This window comes from Leuconostoc miyukkimchii (genome assembly GCF_019656055.1).
Lineage (GTDB): Bacteria > Bacillota > Bacilli > Lactobacillales > Lactobacillaceae > Leuconostoc > Leuconostoc miyukkimchii.
Genome location: NZ_BPKY01000002.1, coordinates 35,056 through 53,736 on the forward strand (window position 1 = coordinate 35,056; position 18,681 = coordinate 53,736).

24 protein-coding genes and 2 pseudogenes are annotated in these 18,681 nt (G+C 33.8%); 8 read left to right on the forward strand and 18 right to left on the reverse strand.

Translation table 11 applies throughout. The features are described from left to right. Positions 1-21: 21 nt before the first annotated feature. Both K5Q13_RS02540 and K5Q13_RS02545 read right to left on the reverse strand, forming a co-directional pair. Positions 22-581: pseudogene (locus K5Q13_RS02540) on the reverse strand (IS30 family transposase); the annotation flags it as partial. A 31-nt stretch (positions 582-612) separates the two neighbouring features. Beyond that, positions 613-1,071: a GNAT family N-acetyltransferase gene (locus K5Q13_RS02545; protein WP_220739593.1), complete on the reverse strand. Its 459-nt coding sequence runs from the start codon at positions 1,069-1,071 to the stop codon at positions 613-615. Positions 1,072-1,264: 193 nt separating this feature from the next. Between K5Q13_RS02545 and K5Q13_RS02550 the strand changes: the two are divergent. Continuing rightward, a pseudogene (locus K5Q13_RS02550) lies at positions 1,265-1,522 on the forward strand (IS30 family transposase); the annotation flags it as partial. A 245-nt stretch (positions 1,523-1,767) separates the two neighbouring features. On the opposite strand, the gene K5Q13_RS09555 reads toward K5Q13_RS02550, so the two are convergent. The 3 genes from K5Q13_RS09555 to K5Q13_RS02560 are packed head-to-tail and all read right to left on the reverse strand — an operon-like array spanning position 1,768 to position 2,866. After that, positions 1,768-2,073, reverse strand: coding sequence for a GNAT family N-acetyltransferase (locus K5Q13_RS09555; protein WP_281420478.1), 306 nt, complete (start codon positions 2,071-2,073; stop codon positions 1,768-1,770). A gap of 30 nt (positions 2,074-2,103) precedes the next feature. After that, positions 2,104-2,262, reverse strand: coding sequence for a GNAT family N-acetyltransferase (locus K5Q13_RS09560; RefSeq protein ID WP_246574130.1), 159 nt, complete (start codon positions 2,260-2,262; stop codon positions 2,104-2,106). 22 nt (positions 2,263-2,284) lie between these two features. After that, the gene (locus tag K5Q13_RS02560) at positions 2,285-2,866 is read right to left on the reverse strand and encodes a TetR/AcrR family transcriptional regulator (RefSeq protein ID WP_220739596.1); all 582 of its coding nucleotides are present in this window, start codon (positions 2,864-2,866) and stop codon (positions 2,285-2,287) included. A 143-nt stretch (positions 2,867-3,009) separates the two neighbouring features. Here K5Q13_RS02560 and K5Q13_RS02565 point away from each other — a divergent pair, with 143 nt between their 5' ends. Next, positions 3,010-4,125 (forward strand): alpha/beta fold hydrolase, encoded by a 1,116-nt coding sequence (locus K5Q13_RS02565; RefSeq protein WP_220739598.1) that lies wholly within the window; start codon positions 3,010-3,012, stop codon positions 4,123-4,125. 453 nt (positions 4,126-4,578) lie between these two features. Here the strand turns inward: K5Q13_RS02565 and K5Q13_RS02570 are convergent, their stop codons facing one another. The 6 genes from K5Q13_RS02570 to K5Q13_RS02595 form a co-directional block, all read right to left on the reverse strand. Beyond that, on the reverse strand, positions 4,579-4,866 hold the full coding sequence (locus tag K5Q13_RS02570; protein WP_220739599.1) for a hypothetical protein: 288 nt from the start codon (positions 4,864-4,866) through the stop codon (positions 4,579-4,581). Then, complete coding sequence (locus K5Q13_RS02575; RefSeq protein WP_220739601.1) at positions 4,859-5,137, reverse strand: DUF2089 family protein; 279 nt, start codon at positions 5,135-5,137, stop codon at positions 4,859-4,861. The genes K5Q13_RS02570 and K5Q13_RS02575 overlap by 8 nt, the downstream gene beginning before the upstream one ends. 200 nt (positions 5,138-5,337) lie before the next feature. Continuing rightward, the gene (gene fabI, locus K5Q13_RS02580) at positions 5,338-6,093 is read right to left on the reverse strand and encodes an enoyl-ACP reductase FabI (RefSeq protein WP_220739603.1); all 756 of its coding nucleotides are present in this window, start codon (positions 6,091-6,093) and stop codon (positions 5,338-5,340) included. 107 nt (positions 6,094-6,200) lie between these two features. Then, the gene (locus K5Q13_RS02585; RefSeq protein WP_220739606.1) at positions 6,201-6,959 is read right to left on the reverse strand and encodes an SDR family NAD(P)-dependent oxidoreductase; all 759 of its coding nucleotides are present in this window, start codon (positions 6,957-6,959) and stop codon (positions 6,201-6,203) included. A 410-nt stretch (positions 6,960-7,369) separates the two neighbouring features. After that, a complete protein-coding gene (locus K5Q13_RS02590; protein WP_220739608.1) occupies positions 7,370-7,771 on the reverse strand; it encodes a DUF1093 domain-containing protein in 402 nt (133 codons plus the stop codon). Between the two features lie 26 nt (positions 7,772-7,797). After that, positions 7,798-8,859, reverse strand: coding sequence for a YdcF family protein (locus tag K5Q13_RS02595; protein ID WP_220739610.1), 1,062 nt, complete (start codon positions 8,857-8,859; stop codon positions 7,798-7,800). Between the two features lie 151 nt (positions 8,860-9,010). On the opposite strand from K5Q13_RS02595, the gene K5Q13_RS02600 reads away from it, so the two are divergent. The 3 genes from K5Q13_RS02600 to K5Q13_RS02610 all read left to right on the forward strand — a co-directional run bounded on the left by K5Q13_RS02600 (position 9,011) and on the right by K5Q13_RS02610 (position 10,289). Continuing rightward, entirely contained in the window at positions 9,011-9,532 is a 522-nt protein-coding gene (locus K5Q13_RS02600; protein WP_220739612.1) for an HAD-IIIA family hydrolase, read from the forward strand. A 136-nt stretch (positions 9,533-9,668) separates the two neighbouring features. Continuing rightward, positions 9,669-9,881 (forward strand): YlcI/YnfO family protein, encoded by a 213-nt coding sequence (locus K5Q13_RS02605; RefSeq protein WP_220739614.1) that lies wholly within the window; start codon positions 9,669-9,671, stop codon positions 9,879-9,881. Between the two features lie 3 nt (positions 9,882-9,884). Continuing rightward, a complete protein-coding gene (locus K5Q13_RS02610; RefSeq protein ID WP_220739616.1) occupies positions 9,885-10,289 on the forward strand; it encodes a type II toxin-antitoxin system death-on-curing family toxin in 405 nt (134 codons plus the stop codon). Positions 10,290-10,425: 136 nt separating this feature from the next. Here K5Q13_RS02610 and K5Q13_RS02615 read toward each other — a convergent pair whose 3' ends face one another. Continuing rightward, a complete protein-coding gene (locus K5Q13_RS02615) occupies positions 10,426-11,274 on the reverse strand; it encodes a MetQ/NlpA family ABC transporter substrate-binding protein (RefSeq protein ID WP_220739618.1) in 849 nt (282 codons plus the stop codon). A gap of 475 nt (positions 11,275-11,749) precedes the next feature. Beyond that, complete coding sequence (locus tag K5Q13_RS02620) at positions 11,750-12,277, reverse strand: GNAT family N-acetyltransferase (protein WP_220739620.1); 528 nt, start codon at positions 12,275-12,277, stop codon at positions 11,750-11,752. A gap of 302 nt (positions 12,278-12,579) precedes the next feature. Here K5Q13_RS02620 and K5Q13_RS02625 point away from each other — a divergent pair, with 302 nt between their 5' ends. Further along, positions 12,580-13,122 (forward strand): NADPH-dependent FMN reductase, encoded by a 543-nt coding sequence (locus tag K5Q13_RS02625; RefSeq protein ID WP_220739622.1) that lies wholly within the window; start codon positions 12,580-12,582, stop codon positions 13,120-13,122. 170 nt (positions 13,123-13,292) lie between these two features. Here the strand turns inward: K5Q13_RS02625 and K5Q13_RS02630 are convergent, their stop codons facing one another. Beyond that, complete coding sequence (locus K5Q13_RS02630) at positions 13,293-14,060, reverse strand: ABC transporter permease (protein WP_220739910.1); 768 nt, start codon at positions 14,058-14,060, stop codon at positions 13,293-13,295. Then, positions 14,041-14,808, reverse strand: a complete 768-nt coding sequence (locus K5Q13_RS02635) for an ABC transporter ATP-binding protein (RefSeq protein WP_220739624.1) — start codon at positions 14,806-14,808, stop codon at positions 14,041-14,043. The genes K5Q13_RS02630 and K5Q13_RS02635 overlap by 20 nt, the downstream gene beginning before the upstream one ends. Before the next feature lie 134 nt (positions 14,809-14,942). Here K5Q13_RS02635 and K5Q13_RS02640 point away from each other — a divergent pair, with 134 nt between their 5' ends. Continuing rightward, positions 14,943-15,629: an ArsR/SmtB family transcription factor gene (locus K5Q13_RS02640; protein ID WP_220739626.1), complete on the forward strand. Its 687-nt coding sequence runs from the start codon at positions 14,943-14,945 to the stop codon at positions 15,627-15,629. A gap of 283 nt (positions 15,630-15,912) precedes the next feature. Continuing rightward, positions 15,913-16,737 (forward strand): DUF2785 domain-containing protein, encoded by an 825-nt coding sequence (locus tag K5Q13_RS02645; protein ID WP_220739628.1) that lies wholly within the window; start codon positions 15,913-15,915, stop codon positions 16,735-16,737. 32 nt (positions 16,738-16,769) lie between these two features. Here the strand turns inward: K5Q13_RS02645 and K5Q13_RS02650 are convergent, their stop codons facing one another. The 3 genes from K5Q13_RS02650 to K5Q13_RS02660 all read right to left on the reverse strand — a co-directional run bounded on the left by K5Q13_RS02650 (position 16,770) and on the right by K5Q13_RS02660 (position 18,609). After that, on the reverse strand, positions 16,770-17,204 hold the full coding sequence (locus K5Q13_RS02650; RefSeq protein ID WP_220739630.1) for a GNAT family N-acetyltransferase: 435 nt from the start codon (positions 17,202-17,204) through the stop codon (positions 16,770-16,772). A 135-nt stretch (positions 17,205-17,339) separates the two neighbouring features. Beyond that, the gene (locus K5Q13_RS02655) at positions 17,340-17,885 is read right to left on the reverse strand and encodes an RBBP9/YdeN family alpha/beta hydrolase (protein ID WP_220739632.1); all 546 of its coding nucleotides are present in this window, start codon (positions 17,883-17,885) and stop codon (positions 17,340-17,342) included. A 52-nt stretch (positions 17,886-17,937) separates the two neighbouring features. After that, the gene (locus K5Q13_RS02660; RefSeq protein WP_220739635.1) at positions 17,938-18,609 is read right to left on the reverse strand and encodes a type 1 glutamine amidotransferase; all 672 of its coding nucleotides are present in this window, start codon (positions 18,607-18,609) and stop codon (positions 17,938-17,940) included. Positions 18,610-18,681 lie beyond the last annotated feature (72 nt).

The window sequence follows — 18,681 nt, forward strand, 5'->3', positions numbered from 1 at the left end:
ACAGATGCTTTAAATCTATGACTATTTCTTATGCAATTTTCGTTTTTCATACACACGACGATACCGTTGAATAGGACTCTTGCCTTGTAAGGCTATGCGCATTGGCATGGCGTTCATCTTATCTGCCACTTCATCTAATTGTTTTTGTCTTACTGGTTTAAACAATCACGCAATTTACCGTTGTGGTTTTCGTTAGAACCTCGTTGATGTGGTGACGATGGTGTACAGTAATAAAGTTTTATTTTAAGTTCTTTTTGAACGTACTCCAAAAAATTCCAAGAAATAAATTCCGAACCGTTATCAGCGGTAATTGTTCGCACTGCTTTACCATAGCGTTCATAAAATAATTTAAACGCTTCAATCATATCTTTCGATTGTTTACTTTTAACTTTGATTAAAGCGTAAAATCTGGTTTTTCGTTCAACGACCGTCATAATAGCCGAATGGTCTTGGTATTGCCCATTGTTTTGTTTCATTGGTAACACTAAATCAATCTCCAAATGCGCGACAACTGGTGAGCGATCATAAATTGAATGGCGTACCAACTCTCCACTCTTTTGTAAGTTTTCTCGTTGTCGTGCGCGTTGTACTATACTCCTATCTGAATTATTATTATAAATGTTTTGACATACAAACCGAATTACTTAGCCCATTATAAGGTGGGTAATTATCAATTAACTGATAATTCATTTTCGTGTAGAGCCGAATGGCTCCCATATTATTTTTACCAGTTTCCAAAATGATTTTTTTATAACCATTTGAGTAAGCTTGGGACTCTATCTTGTTTATCAATTTAGTTGCTATACCACCGCCTCTAGCTATAGGATCCACAAATAATCTTTTCATTTCTAATACGTCTTTGGAATAGTGTTTTGTAGCCACACAACCAGTTGCCTGTCCTAGATTATAAGCAACAAAAACATCTGTTAAATCACTAACCGAATTAAATATATGATATTCAGTTTTTTCTGTACTTTGAATACCACTGTTAAAACTAGATAAAGTAGTATCAAGAATATGAACCAGTCTATTAAAATCCTGATCTGTAGTAGTTACTTTCTTAATTTCCATAGATATGCTCCGCTAATTTGTCCAAATTGTATTTTAAAGTAATAGTAACATTGAAAAGTTCCATTTAATTTGAATAATGTTAAATTAAATAACATAATAACATAATGAGACTTGCTATATCATACTTATGTTGTAATTTATAAATATATTTGTGTTAAAAAATCATTTTCCAATCTTTGCATATCATTATTGATTTGCTAAATATGATGAAATTGAGCAAGTGCTAGGTATTCCAGTATATTTTGCGCACCCATATTCACCAGAGAAACGTGGGAGTAATGAGATATCAAACCGATACGTTCGGCGATTTATACCAAAAGAACGCAAAATTGAAACAGTTAGCACCAAAGAATTATATTAAATTAATCATTGGATCAATGCAAGACCAATGCAAATACTCAATTGGCAATCACCACGAAAGGTTTTTCAGCAGTTCGTAGTGTTCGATTAATTCTTGCAATCTACCAAAAGTTGAAAATTCTCACTTGTGCAATATGTCAAAACGTACTTTAAATCAATCCTGTGGATCTCGCCATTTCACAAACAAAAAACAGGCCCTTAAAAGCCTGCTATTGCGTTACATTGTAAGGTATATTATGTAAACTTGTAGTGATATAGTTACTTAAAATTGTCAATACTAAAAAGTTTAAGTAATTACAGCATGGTTAAAATTTTTTAAATACTAAGATCAACGTTTCAATAACTTCTCTGTCTTAAAACTCCTTCGAAAGTAAAGCCACATTTTTCTAAAACTTTTTTTGATTGTTGATTACGAATATCGCATTTGGCTTCAATACGTCTTACGTCAGTTGAGTGGAAAAGATAGTTAACTATCTTTTCCAATGCTTCGGGAAGATAACCTTTACCCCACCACGCTTTGCCAATAACATATCCTATTTCCAACATTTTGATACGGTCGGCCTGCTCAACCACTGTTATCGTGCCAATAAGAGTATTGGAACTTCTTATAACTATTCCCCAGTCATAGAAATTGGATAACAAGTATTTATTTTCCCGAATTTTAATGTTATCCTAAACATCTTCTACACGCTTGTGAGGTCCCAAAGTTAAAAAATGTGTTGTATCTGAATCAGAAGCCCAATGCTCAAACATTTGAGGCGCATCCTCCACACGGAGTGGTCGCAGGTATAATCTATTAGTTTCAAGATAAGCCGTTCCTGATATTTTCATTGTACATCCTTATTTCTAATCATTAGCTAGGGTCAATTATATTAGCAGTGCCTAATTTAAAAAACTTTACCAATTCAGCAGCCATGTATTGTGTAGAATAAACCATATTTTTATTTAACCACCAAGTAATGACTGACACATAAATCGTAGAAATTATTTTAAGTAATAAATCTCTTTCCACTACCGTTTTTACAGGAAAAGATTGACTTAACTTATCAAAAAGTGCATCTTCTATTTTCTTTCTTAGCCCTAAGTCTTCTTCATCATTCAGCATAAATTGATAGAAATGTTGTTCACTTGCTATGACATCAAGTGATAACTCTAAATCATTTGAAAACATTTGATAATCTAATTTGCCATGTGTAATATGAGGCTCAGCTTGTATAGTATCAATCACTTTTTTAATTTTTTGATTGACTAAATCATCCAGAAGATCATATTTATCATGATAGTGTAAATAAAAGGTAGATCGGTTAATAACCCCTATTTTCGCAATTTCATCAATTGTTATATTTTTAAACTTTTTTTCGAGTAACAATTGTGTTAGTGCGTTTCTTATTGTACTCAATGTTTTTATAGTTCTTAAATCTTTTATTTCCGGCATATAAATACTTTCTCAAATTTTTAGCATAATTTGCGCAACAATTATACCAAAAATGTTGCTTAAACAACATTTTGATTAATAATAATCATTGTAGAACAGATATTATTAATTGTATAGTAGATTTGAAAGGCAGGTTAGCATATATGTTTAAAAACTACGTCGATAACGAACAATTTAATTTACAGATCAATCGTTTTATAAATGATGAATTTGCAGACAATCAAATTGTTCAAAAAGATATTGAAGAGATTGTTCCTCAATTAAAGGACGATGAGAGTTGGTATACAGCTTGGTATACTAAAGCCACTGAACGTGAACATGACGAAGAATGGTCAATAGCTTCTACCTATTATCAAGCCTCTGAATTTTATCTGTCATCAGATGACCCACGTAATCAGGTTGTCTATGACAAGTATCGTGAAAATTTTTATAAAGGTTATAAAGATTTTGCTTATGAATCGTATGAAGTTCCCTATGAAAATAGTTTTTTGCCGGTTGTCAAATTAATAACCCCTGGTGCCACTAAAAATCTTTTATTTTTCGCTGGATTTGACTCATACATGGAAGAAATGGTCAAAATGGCTAGTTATATGAAAGGCATTAATTACAATATTTATGTTTTTGATGGACCTGGTCAAGGGACCGCTTTGCGTAATGGGCTAAAATTAATCCATAATTGGGAAAAGCCAATTAGTGTCATACTTGATTATTTTGACATTAAAAGAGCCAGTGCTATTGGCGTTTCCTTAGGTGGTTATCTTGTCATGCGTGCAGCTGCATTTGAAAAACGGCTAGATAAAGTGATCGCATTTGATATCTTCTACAGCTTTATGGATGCACTTAGAATCCGATTGCCTTATGATAAAATGACACAGTTAGAGCAGCTTTTAAAAACTAATAACAAGGATATAGTTAATAATCAGTTTGCAATGATGATGGCGGTAAATCTTGACTTAAATTGGAAAATAAATAAAGGTATGGAAAATACAGGAGCTAAAACACCTTTTGACTTGTTAAAATCGTTTGAAAAATATAACGTAAAACCTGTTTTGCCTTTTATTAATCAAGATGTTTTACTTTTGGCTGGAGAAAATGATCAATATGTACCAAGCACTCGACTGCCAGAAATTGCTGATGGTTTGATTAATGCCGGTACAGTTGAACAAGTATTATTTGATAAGGCCTCTGGTGGGGATCAACATTGTCAAGCAGGCCGACGAGAACTCGGATTCGAAGAAATCAAAAAGTTTCTTGAGTAGTTCATCATAAGGCTTTAATTAATTGATTATATTTTTTCATTAACAGTATATTTTTTTCATACTAACACGTGTACTATTGGAGTACACGTGTTTTAATTTAATATTTTGCATTTGAATCAGAAGCCTAATGCTCAAACATACCGGCATTACGCATGATTTTTGAAAAAAGTAACTGGTTGATGCTTCTATCATCGAAGTTGCGAATACCGTTTTCTAGCCAAACATGTACGTAATAATCATTGCTTATTTGGTATCGGTTATACTCTTGGAAAGATTAGCCCTCGCATAAGTACCTATGTTATGACTATACTTTCCATGCTATTAACGATTTATCTACTTTTTATACAAAGCACTGTAAATTAATATAATGACATTGTTTAATATTGTTAGCCTAGAAAAAAAACATGTCACTCATAGACACATAATTATTTACACTTTAAAATTTCACAAAAATCAACTCAAATCTTTGGCTTTCATTTTTTCTAATTCCTTTTGAGTTTTCTTTTTCCTACTTTCAATACTCTCTATCCAAATAGCATTTATTAGTATTTCGCCCACTAATAAAACAACTAATAACTCAACAAAATGATTTCCAGATCTTACGTACATTAGATAAACTATAAAAATTAAATACCCAATCCCCGGTAAGGCGCCAACCCAAGTAGGAAACACATGATCAATAAGGTATAAAACACCCAATACTATAAACCCTGAAGCATGTCCTGTTAATAGTTCACTCATTCTTTTCCTCCTGATAATCTGCAAGAATTTTCTTCGCCAAACTTAGTGGTAATTCATCATTAATTACCATTTTCATTATTTTAGTTTCAAACGAACTCTTACCCTGCTGCTCAATTAAATCTATCTGTTGAATAATTTTATCCAACCGAACACGCACAGTTGGATAACTTACATGATAGATTTTTGCTAGTTCTTTTAGAGATCCAGAAGCTTTGACTAGTCGTTTGACAAATTCTTGATCTTCTCGTGCTAATTTTAAAAACCAATCCATAAACGCTCCTTTAATAAATATTATTTATTTTATATTAACATTATTTAATTTTATATGCAAATAAGTTAAATATAGTTTCATATTTATTTGTTGGAATAGGTTTTATAAACTCCTTTTTTAATTCAAAATAAAAAGCACAAGTCATATTATAGAAATATTTCTATAATATGACTTGTGCCTACTTAGAGTTCTAAAACGTTCTAGATAAGGTGGGTTCCCTTATCAACGTAGATTGTGTCACCAACTATTCCACTAGCAATTGGGCTTAACAGGAATGCTGCCGTATTTCCAACTTCTTCAATAGTAACACCAACACCATCAACGGTACGTTCATCTGACATTTTAATTAAATCACCATGATTTTTAACACCAGTAACGGCTAATGTTTTAACTGCACCAGCAGAGATAGCATTAACGCGAATGTTTTTGTCAGCTAAATCACGGGCTAAGTAGCGAACAGCTGATTCAAGGCCTGCCTTAGCAATTCCCATAACATTATAGTTAGGAATAGCTCTTTCAGAACCCATGTAAGTGAGTGTTACGATTGAACCATTTTCATTCATGATTTCACGACCATACTTGGCAGCTGCAATTAATGAATATACACTGATATTTTGAGCCAGTGAAAAACTAGCAAGTGTGCCATCAGTAACTTTATTATCTAAATCACTCTTTTCAGCATAGGCAATGGCATGGACAATACCATCAACTTTGCCAACTGTTTGAGCAATATTTGCAAAAGCAGTTTCTATATTTTCTGGGTTAGAAACGTCGCATTCAACTTTCAAAACTGAATCGTCAACAAATCGATCTAAACTACGTTTCATGCGATCATTTTGATAAGTTAAGATAACTTGGCCACCTTGATTGATAATTGCTTGCATACAACCAAAAGCTAGACTACTTTTATTTGCAACGCCCATAATGATAATTTTTTTATTATCTAAAAACCCCATGTCAAAAACACCTCTTAAATTTATAATTATATTATGTAAAGTATGCCCTAATTTAATAAAGTTGTCAACGGCGTAAACTAAAATTCAAAAGTAAACTTTTAATGTTGTTATATAAATAATCCGCCAGATGCCTCTATTCTTTGACCAGTTACCCAAGAAAAGTTATCCTCAAGTACACTATCAATCACAGTTGCAATGTCTTTTGGCTCGCCCAAACGTCCCAATAGTGTTTGCTGAGATATAAATTCATCAAAATTTTTATCAATTTGATTACTACCACCAAATTCTGTACGAACAATACCTGGTGCAATAGCATTAACTCGAATTTTTTTGGCACTGAATTCTTGTGCCATATATCGCGTTAAAATTTCTAGCGCACCTTTAACAGATGCATAGACACCCATTCCTGGGGTTGTAAAACGCGTTAGTCCAGAAGAAATATTAATTATTGCACCACCAACATTTATGAGTGGCAACATACTCTGTGTGAAGAAAAGAGGCCCCTTTAAATGTACGCTCACTAGTTTATCGAATTGGTCTTCGTTTATGTCAGATAATGAAGCTGACAAACCAATGCCAGCGTTATTAACGATATAGTCAATTTTTGTTTTGCCCCATTCTTCTTGAAGGATAGTGCTTAGTTTTTCAACAAAATTAGGAAATGTTTTTAAGTCACTGACATTTAGTTGTATTGAAACAGCATGACCACCGCTCTTTTTAATAAGCGACAATACGTTGTCTGCAGCTTCTTTGTTTTCATTGTAAGTTATAACGACCAATTTATTTTTTGATAATGTGAGCGCAGTTTCACGGCCAATTCCTCGACTACCGCCTGTTATTAGGACTACTTTTTCTTTTAATGCCATAATTAACTCACTCCTTATTATTCATTTTACACAAAGTATAGCACACTTTATGATAGTAAATCGTAGGGAAAAATATATAATTTTAACCAGGCCATTTTTACAAAAAAAGACCGTTCATTTATTGTGCCGTAGGTTGGTAATGCGCATTGTTTTAGAAATTAACTTCGTAACTTCGTTAACATCAGAATTTGAAAATCGTGTTATTTAATACATATAGAAACTCCAAATATTAGGTTTTTAAATACTTAATCGTTTTAATTCTAGTAACGATGTAACCAAAACTAAAAAAACATTGCTATGATTCGGCAACAGATTTTTAAAATACATTTGGTATTCCAGTCTATATTTTACTACGACTTTTTTGCACTAATACAATATCCCTAAAAATTAATTATAATTGAAGCTTTTAATTATGGATTATTGCGTATTACTTTATTTAATAGTGCCTTTGGCACATTATTCTTATTTATAGTTGTTGGTCCATATACAACCCTTGTGTTAGAAATTTCAGCTTCTAGAAACTCATTATCTTTAAAAGGTTTGATATTTTCCCCTGATAGTTCAAAAGAAATCTTCTTAACTGTACCATTAGTTGTCACGAAATTAAAATGATAATTATAGCTGTACGATCCTTTGATAGTGTTGCCAGCATCATCTTTCGTAATTTCTCTCTTTGCTACTACTGCTGGTGCCTTAGTGTATGCTTTTGATGATACATAAGTGTTATCATAATATTTTTTTGTCTGAATTATTATACCTAAGACTAAGAATATGGTTAAAACTCCTGCAATTGTTAAAGTGATTTTTTTCATTTTTTCCTCTTGACAGACCTTAACGCCTAATAAAAAAATATTATTCCGTTAACAAGTACAATCATAAACATAGCCAAAATATGAAACTTTTTATGATTTGACAGAATTGCTATATACTCACGAATTAGTGCATTAGGTAAGAAGTATTTACTAGTTTTAGAGCCAATACCCTCGATATTTAAACCAACTAGGTGCGCAAAACCAGCGGCTCGAAAGACGTGATAATCATTTGTAGCGAAAATGCCACTATTGGGATCAAAACCATTATCCAGTATGACTTGCTTTGAAAATAGCATGTTTTGATAAGTATTCTTGGATTGACTTTCAATCAAGATATCTTTTTCTGGTACACCGTGTTCAATGGCATATGCTTTCATAGCAATTGCCTCAGGAAGTTTTTCATCACCACCTTGACCTCCAGACATGATTAATGTCATAGGAACACGAGACTTTAGAAATTGTTTCTTTTTAAAATTGGCTGCAACAAGTATTCTTGAGCCTAATAATGGTGAAACATTTTCCCCATTTATAAGTCCAGAACCTAATACAATGGCGTACTCTTTATTATATTTAGGCTTGACAATTTTTGTTATCAAATAAGAAGCTAGAAATGTTAATACCCAAAAAATTAAATAGTTTTGAAAACTGTAAGAAATATTTTCAATCAATGTCACCATTTTGTTATTGGGAATATATCGATTCAAAAGGTTAAACATCACAGGAACGGTAATAAGTAGTACGCCAATCAATAAAGTCAACATGTTTCCTAAAGAATGACTTTCACGACGCCAAACAATCATACCATTCCAAATAAAAAGAAATGCGCTTAAAATTGTGAGAATAATGATTGGTATTAAAAGTATCGTTACAATTGCTAAATAAATATAAGTTAAAAGTTGATTATTTAGTTGTACAATAATAATAGATAGTGTCAAAAGATAACTCATAGCAGTTGCAATTGCGGACACACCACATAATAATCGATAACGATTTTTTCTAATCAGAATCGCTGTGCCTACTGTCATCAAAATTGAGATGATAATAAAAATTATAGAATAGCTATAATAGAAATTAAATAAATTTACCATGATTTTGAGTTCCCCCTTACTTCGATCAATTGTAACATGAAAGTGAGTAAGAGGAAAAATAATAGGTGCCTTAATTATTATCTAACATATCAGTTCGAAAAAATGTTCAATCCTAATAAATTATGATCTGTAATGAGGAGCTTTCATACTAATGACAAACAAATACACAACGGTATTTATTGATCGCGATGGAACTATTGGTGGTAACGGTCATTTTCAATCACTGCAAGATTTCAAATTATTTCCCTATTCTCTAAAGGCTATAACGGCACTAAAAAACCATGGTATGCAAGTGTTTGGGTTATCCAATCAAACATATATTGAAAATGGAGAAATGAACTACCACGATTTTTTCAATTCACTCATCTCAATAGGATTTGATGATGCTTTTATTTGCCCTCACTCTGAAAGTACAAATTGTAGATGCCGAAAACCTAAAAACGGATTAATTGAACAAGCCCATGCTAAATACGATTTCGCCAACGAACGATCTATCATCATTGGTGATCGTTACTCATCTGACATACAGCTCGCTCAGAATTGTCATATGTTGGGAATACATGTCTCTACGGGCAAGCATGAGTTAACATACCCCCTACAAAGCAAGGATACTACTGGCAAAATTATTAACGTGAACAATTTAAAAGAAGCGGTTGAGTACATAATTAACTGATTATCATCCCCTAAAGTATTATCATGAAAACTTTCAAGTGTAACAGCCATTGTTTTCTTCCTTGGATTTTTGTATTTGTTTTTGAATACGCCACGTGATATAATGTATTTAATAATAAATACACGAGGAAATCATAATGGCAAAAGCAACTAGTATTCGTTTTGATGATAATTTATATGAAATGATTTTAGCATACAGTCAAATGAATAACCAATCCATCTCCAGTTTTGTTAGCGAAGCAGTGGCAACCTACGTAGCAGATAAAGGTGTCCAAACTGACGCTAAGTCTGCAATTGATGATTATGTCGATCGTTTCTCGCCACTACTTGAAAAGCTCAAGGATCGATAACGTATGCACTATCTCACAAAATCCGACTTTATTTACCTCAATGAACGCGTTGTCAAAAAGGTTGGTGGCAGTAATTTTGGCGTGATTTCTGACGCCTCACTAGAAGCTATTATAGAACAACCCAAGCAAGTTGTTTTCGGTCGTGAACTATACCCTTCCATCTGGTTAAAGGCGGCGTATATTCTCCAAAAGACAGCCAAGAAGCATGCTTTTTCTGATGGCAATAAGCGCACGGCAATCATAGCAAGTTTAGTTTTTTTAAACATCAACGGTTACCAACCAATTGATGATGAGCTAATTAATAATGCGGAAGAATTTGTCTTGGCAATAACCAACTCACCCGATACTGAAGCTATCATGCTAAAAATTGCCGAATGGTTGAAACGCACACATCAAGAGTCTGAGTAATCAGGCTTTTTTTAATTACTGCAACGCTCGCTCAGAATTGTCAAATGCTGTAAATACATGTTTCTACAGGCAAACAGGAGTTAATATCATCCCCTATATCACTATCATGAGCCTGTACTTTGATATTAAAAATGGCCTATTTCACTTTTGGAGCACCTTTCCAAACTGCAATTTCGCCTGTACCACTTTTGTTATCGATATAGTTTGCGACATTATTAGATTGGTAAGCTTTTACAAATTTTTTAATCGCTGGGCTGCCTTTTTTATTTTTTGTTGTTGCGATAATATTAATACCGCCATGTGTACTTTTATTAACCGGTTGGACATAAATAGCAGATTTTATTGAACGTCCGGATCCTACTATAAAACTAGGATCAATTGATGCCAAATCAACCTCCGGTAAAGTTCTCACTAATTGATCAGTTGCTAATTCTTTAAATTTGAGATTTTTCTTATTCTCAATAATATCCTTTGTAGTAGGATCCTTAACTTTATCTGCTAGTTTGATTAGCCCGGCAGATTGTAACACCAATAGTGATCTCCCTTGTGTAATCTTACTATTTGAAATACCCACTGTCCCATTTTGTGGTATATCTTTAATTGATTTATGCTTATCCGAATATAAACGCCCAGCGACTAAAATCGTTTCTCCAACGGGAACAATGTTAGACTTATGTGTCTTATTCCAATCGTTTAAAAATATATAGTGTTGAAAGGCGTTAGCATCAATATCCCCTGAAGATAGCGCAGCATTGGGTTGCGTATAATCAGTGAATGTCTTAATCTTAAGGGTTAATCCTTCTTTTTTTGCATTATCTTTGACAATTTTCCACTGTTCATCGGTACGTTTGTCACCTGCCATAATACCCACTGTCAGTGTTTCTTTGGTATTATTGGCGGTTCTTTGACCAAAACTTGCGTAGGCGATACCGGCAATTGCTACGACAGCCACACCACCAACAAGCCATTTAGTTGTTTTACTCATGATACTTTTTCTCCCTGTTTTCTCTAATAACGACATAAAATTTTTAAAACGATCATAAACAGGTCAGCATTTTGTCAATCAAAAAAGCCGCTTCTGTACTTATAATACAGAAGCGGCTTTTGATAAGCGTGATACCATTCTGAGTTCGGGCCAATTGTTACCAAATAGCTGCTCACTAACCATCGGGCATCGGAAAATGATCCTAGCTGAATGGTGTGCCCAGTAACGGGGGCCAAATCGTCGCACACTAAACGGTAAACCGATTCGTATGCACCAATCACAGGTCATTTTCACAATCGCACGCACACTAACTCACATCACCCGTTAGCTTTCTTAGCTTTGATAAATTGCTACTTTCCTGTTCAACTTGTTTCGTTCTAAAAATTATTATAGATAAATATAACATCTACATTGAAGTAATGTCAACAGCTATTACTCACTCATAAACAAATTAATAACCCGCTGTGAAGACGAATTATAATTTAAATTCATAAAATACGCAGTCGTCAACTCCCTTGTTGTCAAAACTAGGTAAGTCGTGACGCCCGATATATGCAAAACCACTTTTCTCATATAATTTACGAGCAGGAATATTGCCCACGAGTGTATCAAGCCTAATTGAAAACATATCATTTTCAGCAGCATACTGCTTGACAAAAGCTATCATTTGGCTAGCTATACCCTGTTTTAGTCTTTCAGGATGTGAAATAAGTGTATGTACAATCAAATGTAGAGAATTATATTCGGATTTTAACCACACGAGTTCTTGATATGATTCGTCTGCATTATGATTAAGTATCATAGAGCCAACGATAATATCCTGTTCGTCTATGCAAATAAACAGCTCCTGTTTTGAGACCGCCGCCAGTGCAACGGCTATATCTGGGTATACACCAGGTATCCAACTCGTCTGTTGCGTATTGATCAGTGGCAGTGAATCTTTGTAGAATGTTTGAATACCTGCTGTATCAGTGCTCATAGCCCGTCTAATTTTATATGGCATTGTTATAATATTCCTTTTTAAAGTTTAAATCACAATGTGTTTTAACAATTATACTACAGTAACAAATCTATTGGTATTACTGAATTTTTAGAGGTTTGACTGAAGTTGGTTTGACTAACTATTTGCATTGGTGAACACAATAAAAACTATCCTACTAATGAACGATATACAATTATTACGACTCCACTTACAGACATTATTTGTCTCTGCCGTTATTTTCTGTATATTTGCTAAAAATTGCTTGTAAAAAAAAGTAATTTGCGTTACACTTACTTTTAGTAAATAGAAAGAGGTATTATTTAATGACTAAGTTTGGTATTATTGTTGGTTCTATTCGAAAGAACTCATATTCAAAAGGTGTTGCGGACGCTTTGGTAGCTGGATTACCTGCAGATGCGGAAGTAACATATTTAAACATCAGTGACTTGCCACTTTATAATCAAGATTTTGATGCAGATTCTCCTGAATCTTATGTAAAGTTCCGATCAGAAGTAGCAAATCAAGATGCTTTCATCTTCGTGACACCAGAACACAACCGTAGCATTCCTGCCGCATTGAAGAACGCACTTGATGTCGCTTCACGTCCTTGGGGGCAAAGTGTATGGGCTGGTAAGCCTGCCTTGGTAGCATCACAATCAATCGGTGGCACAGCCGCTGTGTTGGCTCACCATGTACTACGTCAATCACTTGTATTTCTTGACATGCCAACGCTACAACAACCTGAATTATACATTGGAAACACTGCTGAATTAGCCGATGAAAATGGTCAAATTACAAATGAAGGTACAAAAAAGTTTTTGGCAGATAGTGCAAAGCAATTTGTAACATTCGCTGAAAAGTTTTAATCAGAAAAAACGATCGTCATAAAAAATCCTATTATTTCTAATAGGATTTTTTATTTTATCCAAGTTCATTGTATAAGTGTTAGGAATATTTATTACTTTTTTATCTTAAAATTCATTTTAAGTTTAAAAAAACCATAGAATCAATATCCTTTTTGTTTGAGCCTTGATATCTAATAGTTCAGTTTTTGCTGAACGATACTTTGGGGAACTAATGAAATGATGATAGTGACAATCAATAACCATAATAAATCGTACGCGCTTTCTAAGTTTAGAGATCCTATAGCCATTTGTCGGATTAAACTAACGGCATGTGTCAACGGTGAAAACCATCCTATATTTTTTAACCATGGTGCCACAGAGGTTAAAGGAAAAAAAGTATTTGAAAACATATACATTGGTTGAATAACCAACATGCTGTAATAATTTAAATAATCACGAGTGGGCGTTATTAATGTAAATGTCAACCCTAGAAAACCAAACAATGTTCCAGTTAAAAGTAAGACAATTGGAATAAAAATGGCTATCCAACTTTGTAAGATGCCCATCCCCGCAGTGACTAATAAAAATAAAGAACCAAATATGGTGCCCCTAATTCCTGACCAAAGTGCTTGACCTACAATAATTTCTTCTAAATTAATTGGTGTTGTACTAATTTCATAATATGTTTTATCTAATCGCATCTGAATATAGGCATTGGTTGTACTTTCAACATTTGCAGCATTCATGGCAGTTGCTGCGACTAAACCTAGTGAAATAAAGGTTAAATATGGCATTCCCGAAACTTGACCTACAAAGTGTCCAATACCCAATCCCATCGCTACCAAGTATAAAATAGGATCAAAAAGATTTGGAAAAATAGAAATTTTAAAAAGTTTTCGAAAACTCATCCAATTACGTTCCATAACATGAATGATACCATTAACTGAAAGTCTGTTCAATTTCATCACGCTCCTCTACATAACCTGTTAATGCCAAATACGTTTGCTCTATATTTTTATATCCATATTTCTGAGGTATTTCTGATGTTGGACCACTCGCAATTGCTTGTCCATGATCAATAATTAACACATCGTCTGCTAATCTTTCAATTTCATCACCGTAATGCGAGGTCATCAAAATTGACACCCCTTGTTTTTTTAACCGTTCCAGTCTGTTCCACATCACATGACGTGATTGAATATCCAATCCCGTTGTCGGTTCATCTAAAATGATTAGTTCTGGGTTATTGACTAAGGAACGAGCTAAAACTAACCGGCGTCTCATGCCGCCTGATAATTCGTGAATTTGCTTTGTTCTATAGTTTGATAAGCCAACAAAGGTCAGTAAACTGTCAGCTTTTTCCTTTGCCTTACTCCATGGTATATCAAACAAAATTGCATGAGCGATCATATTTTCACATACGTTCAAAGAAGTATCGAGCAAATCATCTTGCATAACGATCCCAAGACGACGTTTTGCCTCTCTCGGTGATTTTTGGACATCTATTCCCCGTATGTCAACGTGACCTGAAGTCATAACTGTTGTTGCATATATCATCTTTAAGGTTGTCGACTTTCCCGCGCCATTTGGACCAAGAATGGCTAAAGCTCGTCCTTTTTTGAGTTGAAAAGAAATATTTTTTACCGCTATGAAGTCTCCATAACGTTTTTCTATACTGTTAACATTGAGAATCACATTATTTTCCATATGCCTTATCTAGACCGCCTATCCTATATTTATTGATAAGTACTTTGACTTATAATATTTGCAAGTATATACTTTAATTATTTCAGTATTCATCGAAGTATGGAATACTGAAATAATTTGAAAGGTGAATAAAAATGAATGAATTTCCAGATATTACAATTATTGCCCGGGCTTTATCAATTCCTTCAAAAATGAAAATTCTTGATGCCTTAATGGATCACAAACGCCACACAGCTACTGAACTAGCTAAGATCAGCCACATAACAGCACAAACAGCTACTTATCACCTTAATGAATTTCTTAAAAATAATTGGATTGGTATGGAAAAGTCAGGACGTTTTCATTACTTTTTTTTAGAGGATACTAATGTTGTGGAGCTTTTGGAGAAACTAAGTCCCGCGTCTCCTCCACGAAAAGCACGATCTAAACAACGTGCCATTATGCTTGAAAAAGATACACTATATCGTACATGTTACGATCATATGGCTGGACATATTGGGGTATTAATTACTACAGCTTTAACCCAAAAGGGATATTTAAATTCTGAATTTAATGTAACAGAAAATGGTGGTGCTTTTTTTCGAGACTATCTAAACATTGAAGTTTCCTTACTACACAAACAGAAACGTCAGTTTGCCACAAAATGTCTAGACTGGAGTGAAAGACAGCATCATGTTGGTGGTGCACTGGGACACGCCATCCTGCTTTCTTTCAAGGAAAAAGGTTTGGTGACAATAAATAATAAATCTACCAGAGCGCTAACATTAACAACAAAAGGAACATCTTTTTTGCAAACACAGCTAAATATCATTTTAAAATAAACTTTTCTTGATCTCAAAGCTGTTATTTTCAATTTTTTTGAATTAAAAAAAGCTACAGTTAGTAGCTTTTTCTCTGTTATCAAATCATAAAAATGCTTAAAAATGATTTTCTATCAGGATACATTATTGTTGCCCCTGAGCCATCACAGCTGCACAACCTTCCTATACTTATTCTTATTTTTTAACTAAACAAGTGTATAATCAAATTTAATTATATTGAAATGTGATTATTAGATTTAGCTGAAATTTCAGTCATGCCATTTTGTCGCAGGGAGTCAGTAGAATGAAAAATGATATTGAAAGACTATTAACAACAGATACTGCCAAATACTCAGATCAACAATGTATGTGGCTCTTAGAACACATTGGTGATTTGAATGGTGATATTCGCGACCGAATTGTTTACGGTTCATTTTGCCATGGATTTTTAGACAACAACTTTTCAACTGAACAAATGAAAATGATCGCCAATTATGTCACAGAAAATGAATTACTGTTTTTAAATATTGACGAAAATAATAATTCACATATTTTCACCAGAACATTCACAGCGCTGCTAGGTAGTTTATTGTTGCATAAAGACAAGCAAAATCCCTTCTTAACAAGCCTACAAAGACAAAAATGGCTAGAGTGGGCAATTAAATATTTGACTGTTGAAAAAGATTGGCGCGGGTTTATAAACGAACACGGTTGGGCACACAGTATTGCGCATGGTAGCGATTTACTTGCAGAAGCTGTCAGTCATCCATCATTTAGCGCTGACCAATTAAAACGTTCCTTGTTAACCGTTAAAAGTATATTAAATAGACAAACAGGCCCGTTTGAAAATGATGAGGAAGAACGCTTAGCAATGATTATTTTGTCACATTCAAATAATAGCAAGAGAAACTTTAAAGATACATTAGACTTTCTTGAACAGTTAAATACATCGCTTTGGACGCAATATCAAGATACCGAGGGTAGCAGAACGTCATACTATCAAATATCTTCATGGAAACGCATACTGATGACACTATATTTCAATTCATTAAAGTACAAAACAACAGTAAAACCAATGATTGACCAGTATTTTAAGAATATGGGTTACTTAACTGATGAAGTGAGGTAATTTGCCTCTAAGTATAGTTCCCGCACATATAATTATAGCTTTTTGATAAATTTTTTTTGATCCTTAGTATGTGTATAACCAATATGTTCATAGAAACCATGGGCATTTTCCCTAGTCATACCAGAATTTAAACGAATAGATGTAAACCCATTTGCTACTGCCGTATCCTCTAACCACCTCATGAGTTTTGCACCAACACCAGTATTTTGATCGTCACTTGTGACAGCTAAGGCCAGCACATTTAGTGTCGGTTCAGCGTATATTTCTTCATAAATTTCAGCATGAACATAACCTAAAACTTTCTGACTTGTTTCATTTTCATAAAGCGTTAAAAAATGATGATTAGAATCGTTCAAAATTTTACGAAGTTGAGCCAAGGATTTCTCTAGTGGATAATCATAGCCCAACTCTTCTTTGTTGATAGTATAAAGCTCGTATATATCATTTTCTGTGATGGGCCGTATCATTTTTTTGTCCTCATTCTTAGCGTAGGTCGTACTAATATTAGACTAAATTGTATCACAACAAATTAAATACACAAGTTTTGACAGAATTTCATTTTCTTAGTTGTTATCAGGAACAAAGTAATACGATTATTTTGCTTATTGTTTCCAATGATTATTAATATAGCTCATAACCTCGGGTAAAGTTATGACGCCTTCTGTTGCTCGAAAATGACCACCGGTTGGTAGTAACAAAAACGGTATAGTAAGCTTTTTGGCAATTTGTTGACTAAATTGCCAAGGTATAATCGGATCATCTTGACTACTAATAACAATTGAATTGTGGGACGTCATAGAAACAAATTCCAACGAGTCATGAACAAAAAAATCATCAAACATATCATATTCTGAAATATGCTGATCAAACGGTGAAACAAAAATAATTCCTTTTGGTCGTCGTTTACTATTGATTAGATAACGTAGTAATGAAACACAACCTAAGCTATGGCAAACAAAATATGCGTCCTCTACCTCATTAATTTGTTCAAATAAAGCACGATCAAATTTATCGACAACGGCTTCACTAGGTCTTGCAACAAAAACTTTTTTAACTTGAAAATTCTTGCCAATTTGATTACCAACCCAATCTAACCAATTTACTTTAGGCGAACCACCGTACCCATCTATTAGATATAATTCTTTCATTTAGTAAACACACCCCCTCATCAAAGTTCCAATTAGTTTGTATTCTTATCAATTATTTAGTGATGAAATCTAAGATGCTATACATCGCGTCTTGATTAGTTAATGGCACGATTTGGTTGAGAATATCCTGACTGGACTGCTTTAATGCATTATTTTTTAAACTATAAGAAAAATCATTAATAACTACTTCATTAACATCACTCTGTCTGGGTTCAAGATGAAATTGTAACCCGACTACATTGTTTTTATACAGATATCCTTGGTTTTTTACCAGGTGACTACTAAAAAGCAGTTGACCTTTATCTGGTATTTCAAACATTTCTTCATGCCAATGTAATACAGGGATTTTTTCTGGCATATTAGGAATAATATTTACCTGACGTGTGACCTCCGCCCATCCCACCTCTTTATAAGGCGATTTCATTATTTTGGCACCTAATGTTTTGGCAACTTGTTGGGCACCATAGCAGGCACCAAAAATTGGTTTCCCAGCTTCTATTAATTCTCTGATTAAAATTCTTTCTGTCTTTATCCAAGGTAAATCGTCGTTAGGGCTCATTGGCCCACCGAGAATAACTAATAAATCAGTCTCTGACGCTTTTGGCAAGACGCCTTCAAAAAAATATGGATGGTAGACAACAAAATCGTGTCCACGAGAAAGAGCCCAAGAAGCGATGCTTCCCGGACCCTCATTTGGTGTGTGTTGTAGAATATTGATGCGCATAAAAAACCTTTCCATCGACGGCAATGTTTCATAGGTATCGCCTGCACATCCCTATTCTTTTTTTATAATTTT

Coding starts and splice junctions, on each gene's coding strand:
- K5Q13_RS02545 (WP_220739593.1), bottom strand. CDS start 1,071: ATGGAAATTAAGAAAGTAACTACTACAGATCAGGATTTTAATAGACTG.
- K5Q13_RS09560 (WP_246574130.1), bottom strand. CDS start 2,262: ATGAAAATATCAGGAACGGCTTATCTTGAAACTAATAGATTATACCTG.
- K5Q13_RS02560 (WP_220739596.1), bottom strand. CDS start 2,866: ATGCCGGAAATAAAAGATTTAAGAACTATAAAAACATTGAGTACAATA.
- K5Q13_RS02565 (WP_220739598.1), top strand. CDS start 3,010: ATGTTTAAAAACTACGTCGATAACGAACAATTTAATTTACAGATCAAT.
- K5Q13_RS02570 (WP_220739599.1), bottom strand. CDS start 4,866: ATGAGTGAACTATTAACAGGACATGCTTCAGGGTTTATAGTATTGGGT.
- K5Q13_RS02575 (WP_220739601.1), bottom strand. CDS start 5,137: ATGGATTGGTTTTTAAAATTAGCACGAGAAGATCAAGAATTTGTCAAA.
- fabI (WP_220739603.1), bottom strand. CDS start 6,093: ATGGGGTTTTTAGATAATAAAAAAATTATCATTATGGGCGTTGCAAAT.
- K5Q13_RS02585 (WP_220739606.1), bottom strand. CDS start 6,959: ATGGCATTAAAAGAAAAAGTAGTCCTAATAACAGGCGGTAGTCGAGGA.
- K5Q13_RS02590 (WP_220739608.1), bottom strand. CDS start 7,771: ATGAAAAAAATCACTTTAACAATTGCAGGAGTTTTAACCATATTCTTA.
- K5Q13_RS02595 (WP_220739610.1), bottom strand. CDS start 8,859: ATGGTAAATTTATTTAATTTCTATTATAGCTATTCTATAATTTTTATT.
- K5Q13_RS02600 (WP_220739612.1), top strand. CDS start 9,011: ATGACAAACAAATACACAACGGTATTTATTGATCGCGATGGAACTATT.
- K5Q13_RS02605 (WP_220739614.1), top strand. CDS start 9,669: ATGGCAAAAGCAACTAGTATTCGTTTTGATGATAATTTATATGAAATG.
- K5Q13_RS02610 (WP_220739616.1), top strand. CDS start 9,885: ATGCACTATCTCACAAAATCCGACTTTATTTACCTCAATGAACGCGTT.
- K5Q13_RS02615 (WP_220739618.1), bottom strand. CDS start 11,274: ATGAGTAAAACAACTAAATGGCTTGTTGGTGGTGTGGCTGTCGTAGCA.
- K5Q13_RS02620 (WP_220739620.1), bottom strand. CDS start 12,277: ATGCCATATAAAATTAGACGGGCTATGAGCACTGATACAGCAGGTATT.
- K5Q13_RS02625 (WP_220739622.1), top strand. CDS start 12,580: ATGACTAAGTTTGGTATTATTGTTGGTTCTATTCGAAAGAACTCATAT.
- K5Q13_RS02635 (WP_220739624.1), bottom strand. CDS start 14,808: ATGGAAAATAATGTGATTCTCAATGTTAACAGTATAGAAAAACGTTAT.
- K5Q13_RS02640 (WP_220739626.1), top strand. CDS start 14,943: ATGAATGAATTTCCAGATATTACAATTATTGCCCGGGCTTTATCAATT.
- K5Q13_RS02645 (WP_220739628.1), top strand. CDS start 15,913: ATGAAAAATGATATTGAAAGACTATTAACAACAGATACTGCCAAATAC.
- K5Q13_RS02650 (WP_220739630.1), bottom strand. CDS start 17,204: ATGATACGGCCCATCACAGAAAATGATATATACGAGCTTTATACTATC.
- K5Q13_RS02655 (WP_220739632.1), bottom strand. CDS start 17,885: ATGAAAGAATTATATCTAATAGATGGGTACGGTGGTTCGCCTAAAGTA.
- K5Q13_RS02660 (WP_220739635.1), bottom strand. CDS start 18,609: ATGCGCATCAATATTCTACAACACACACCAAATGAGGGTCCGGGAAGC.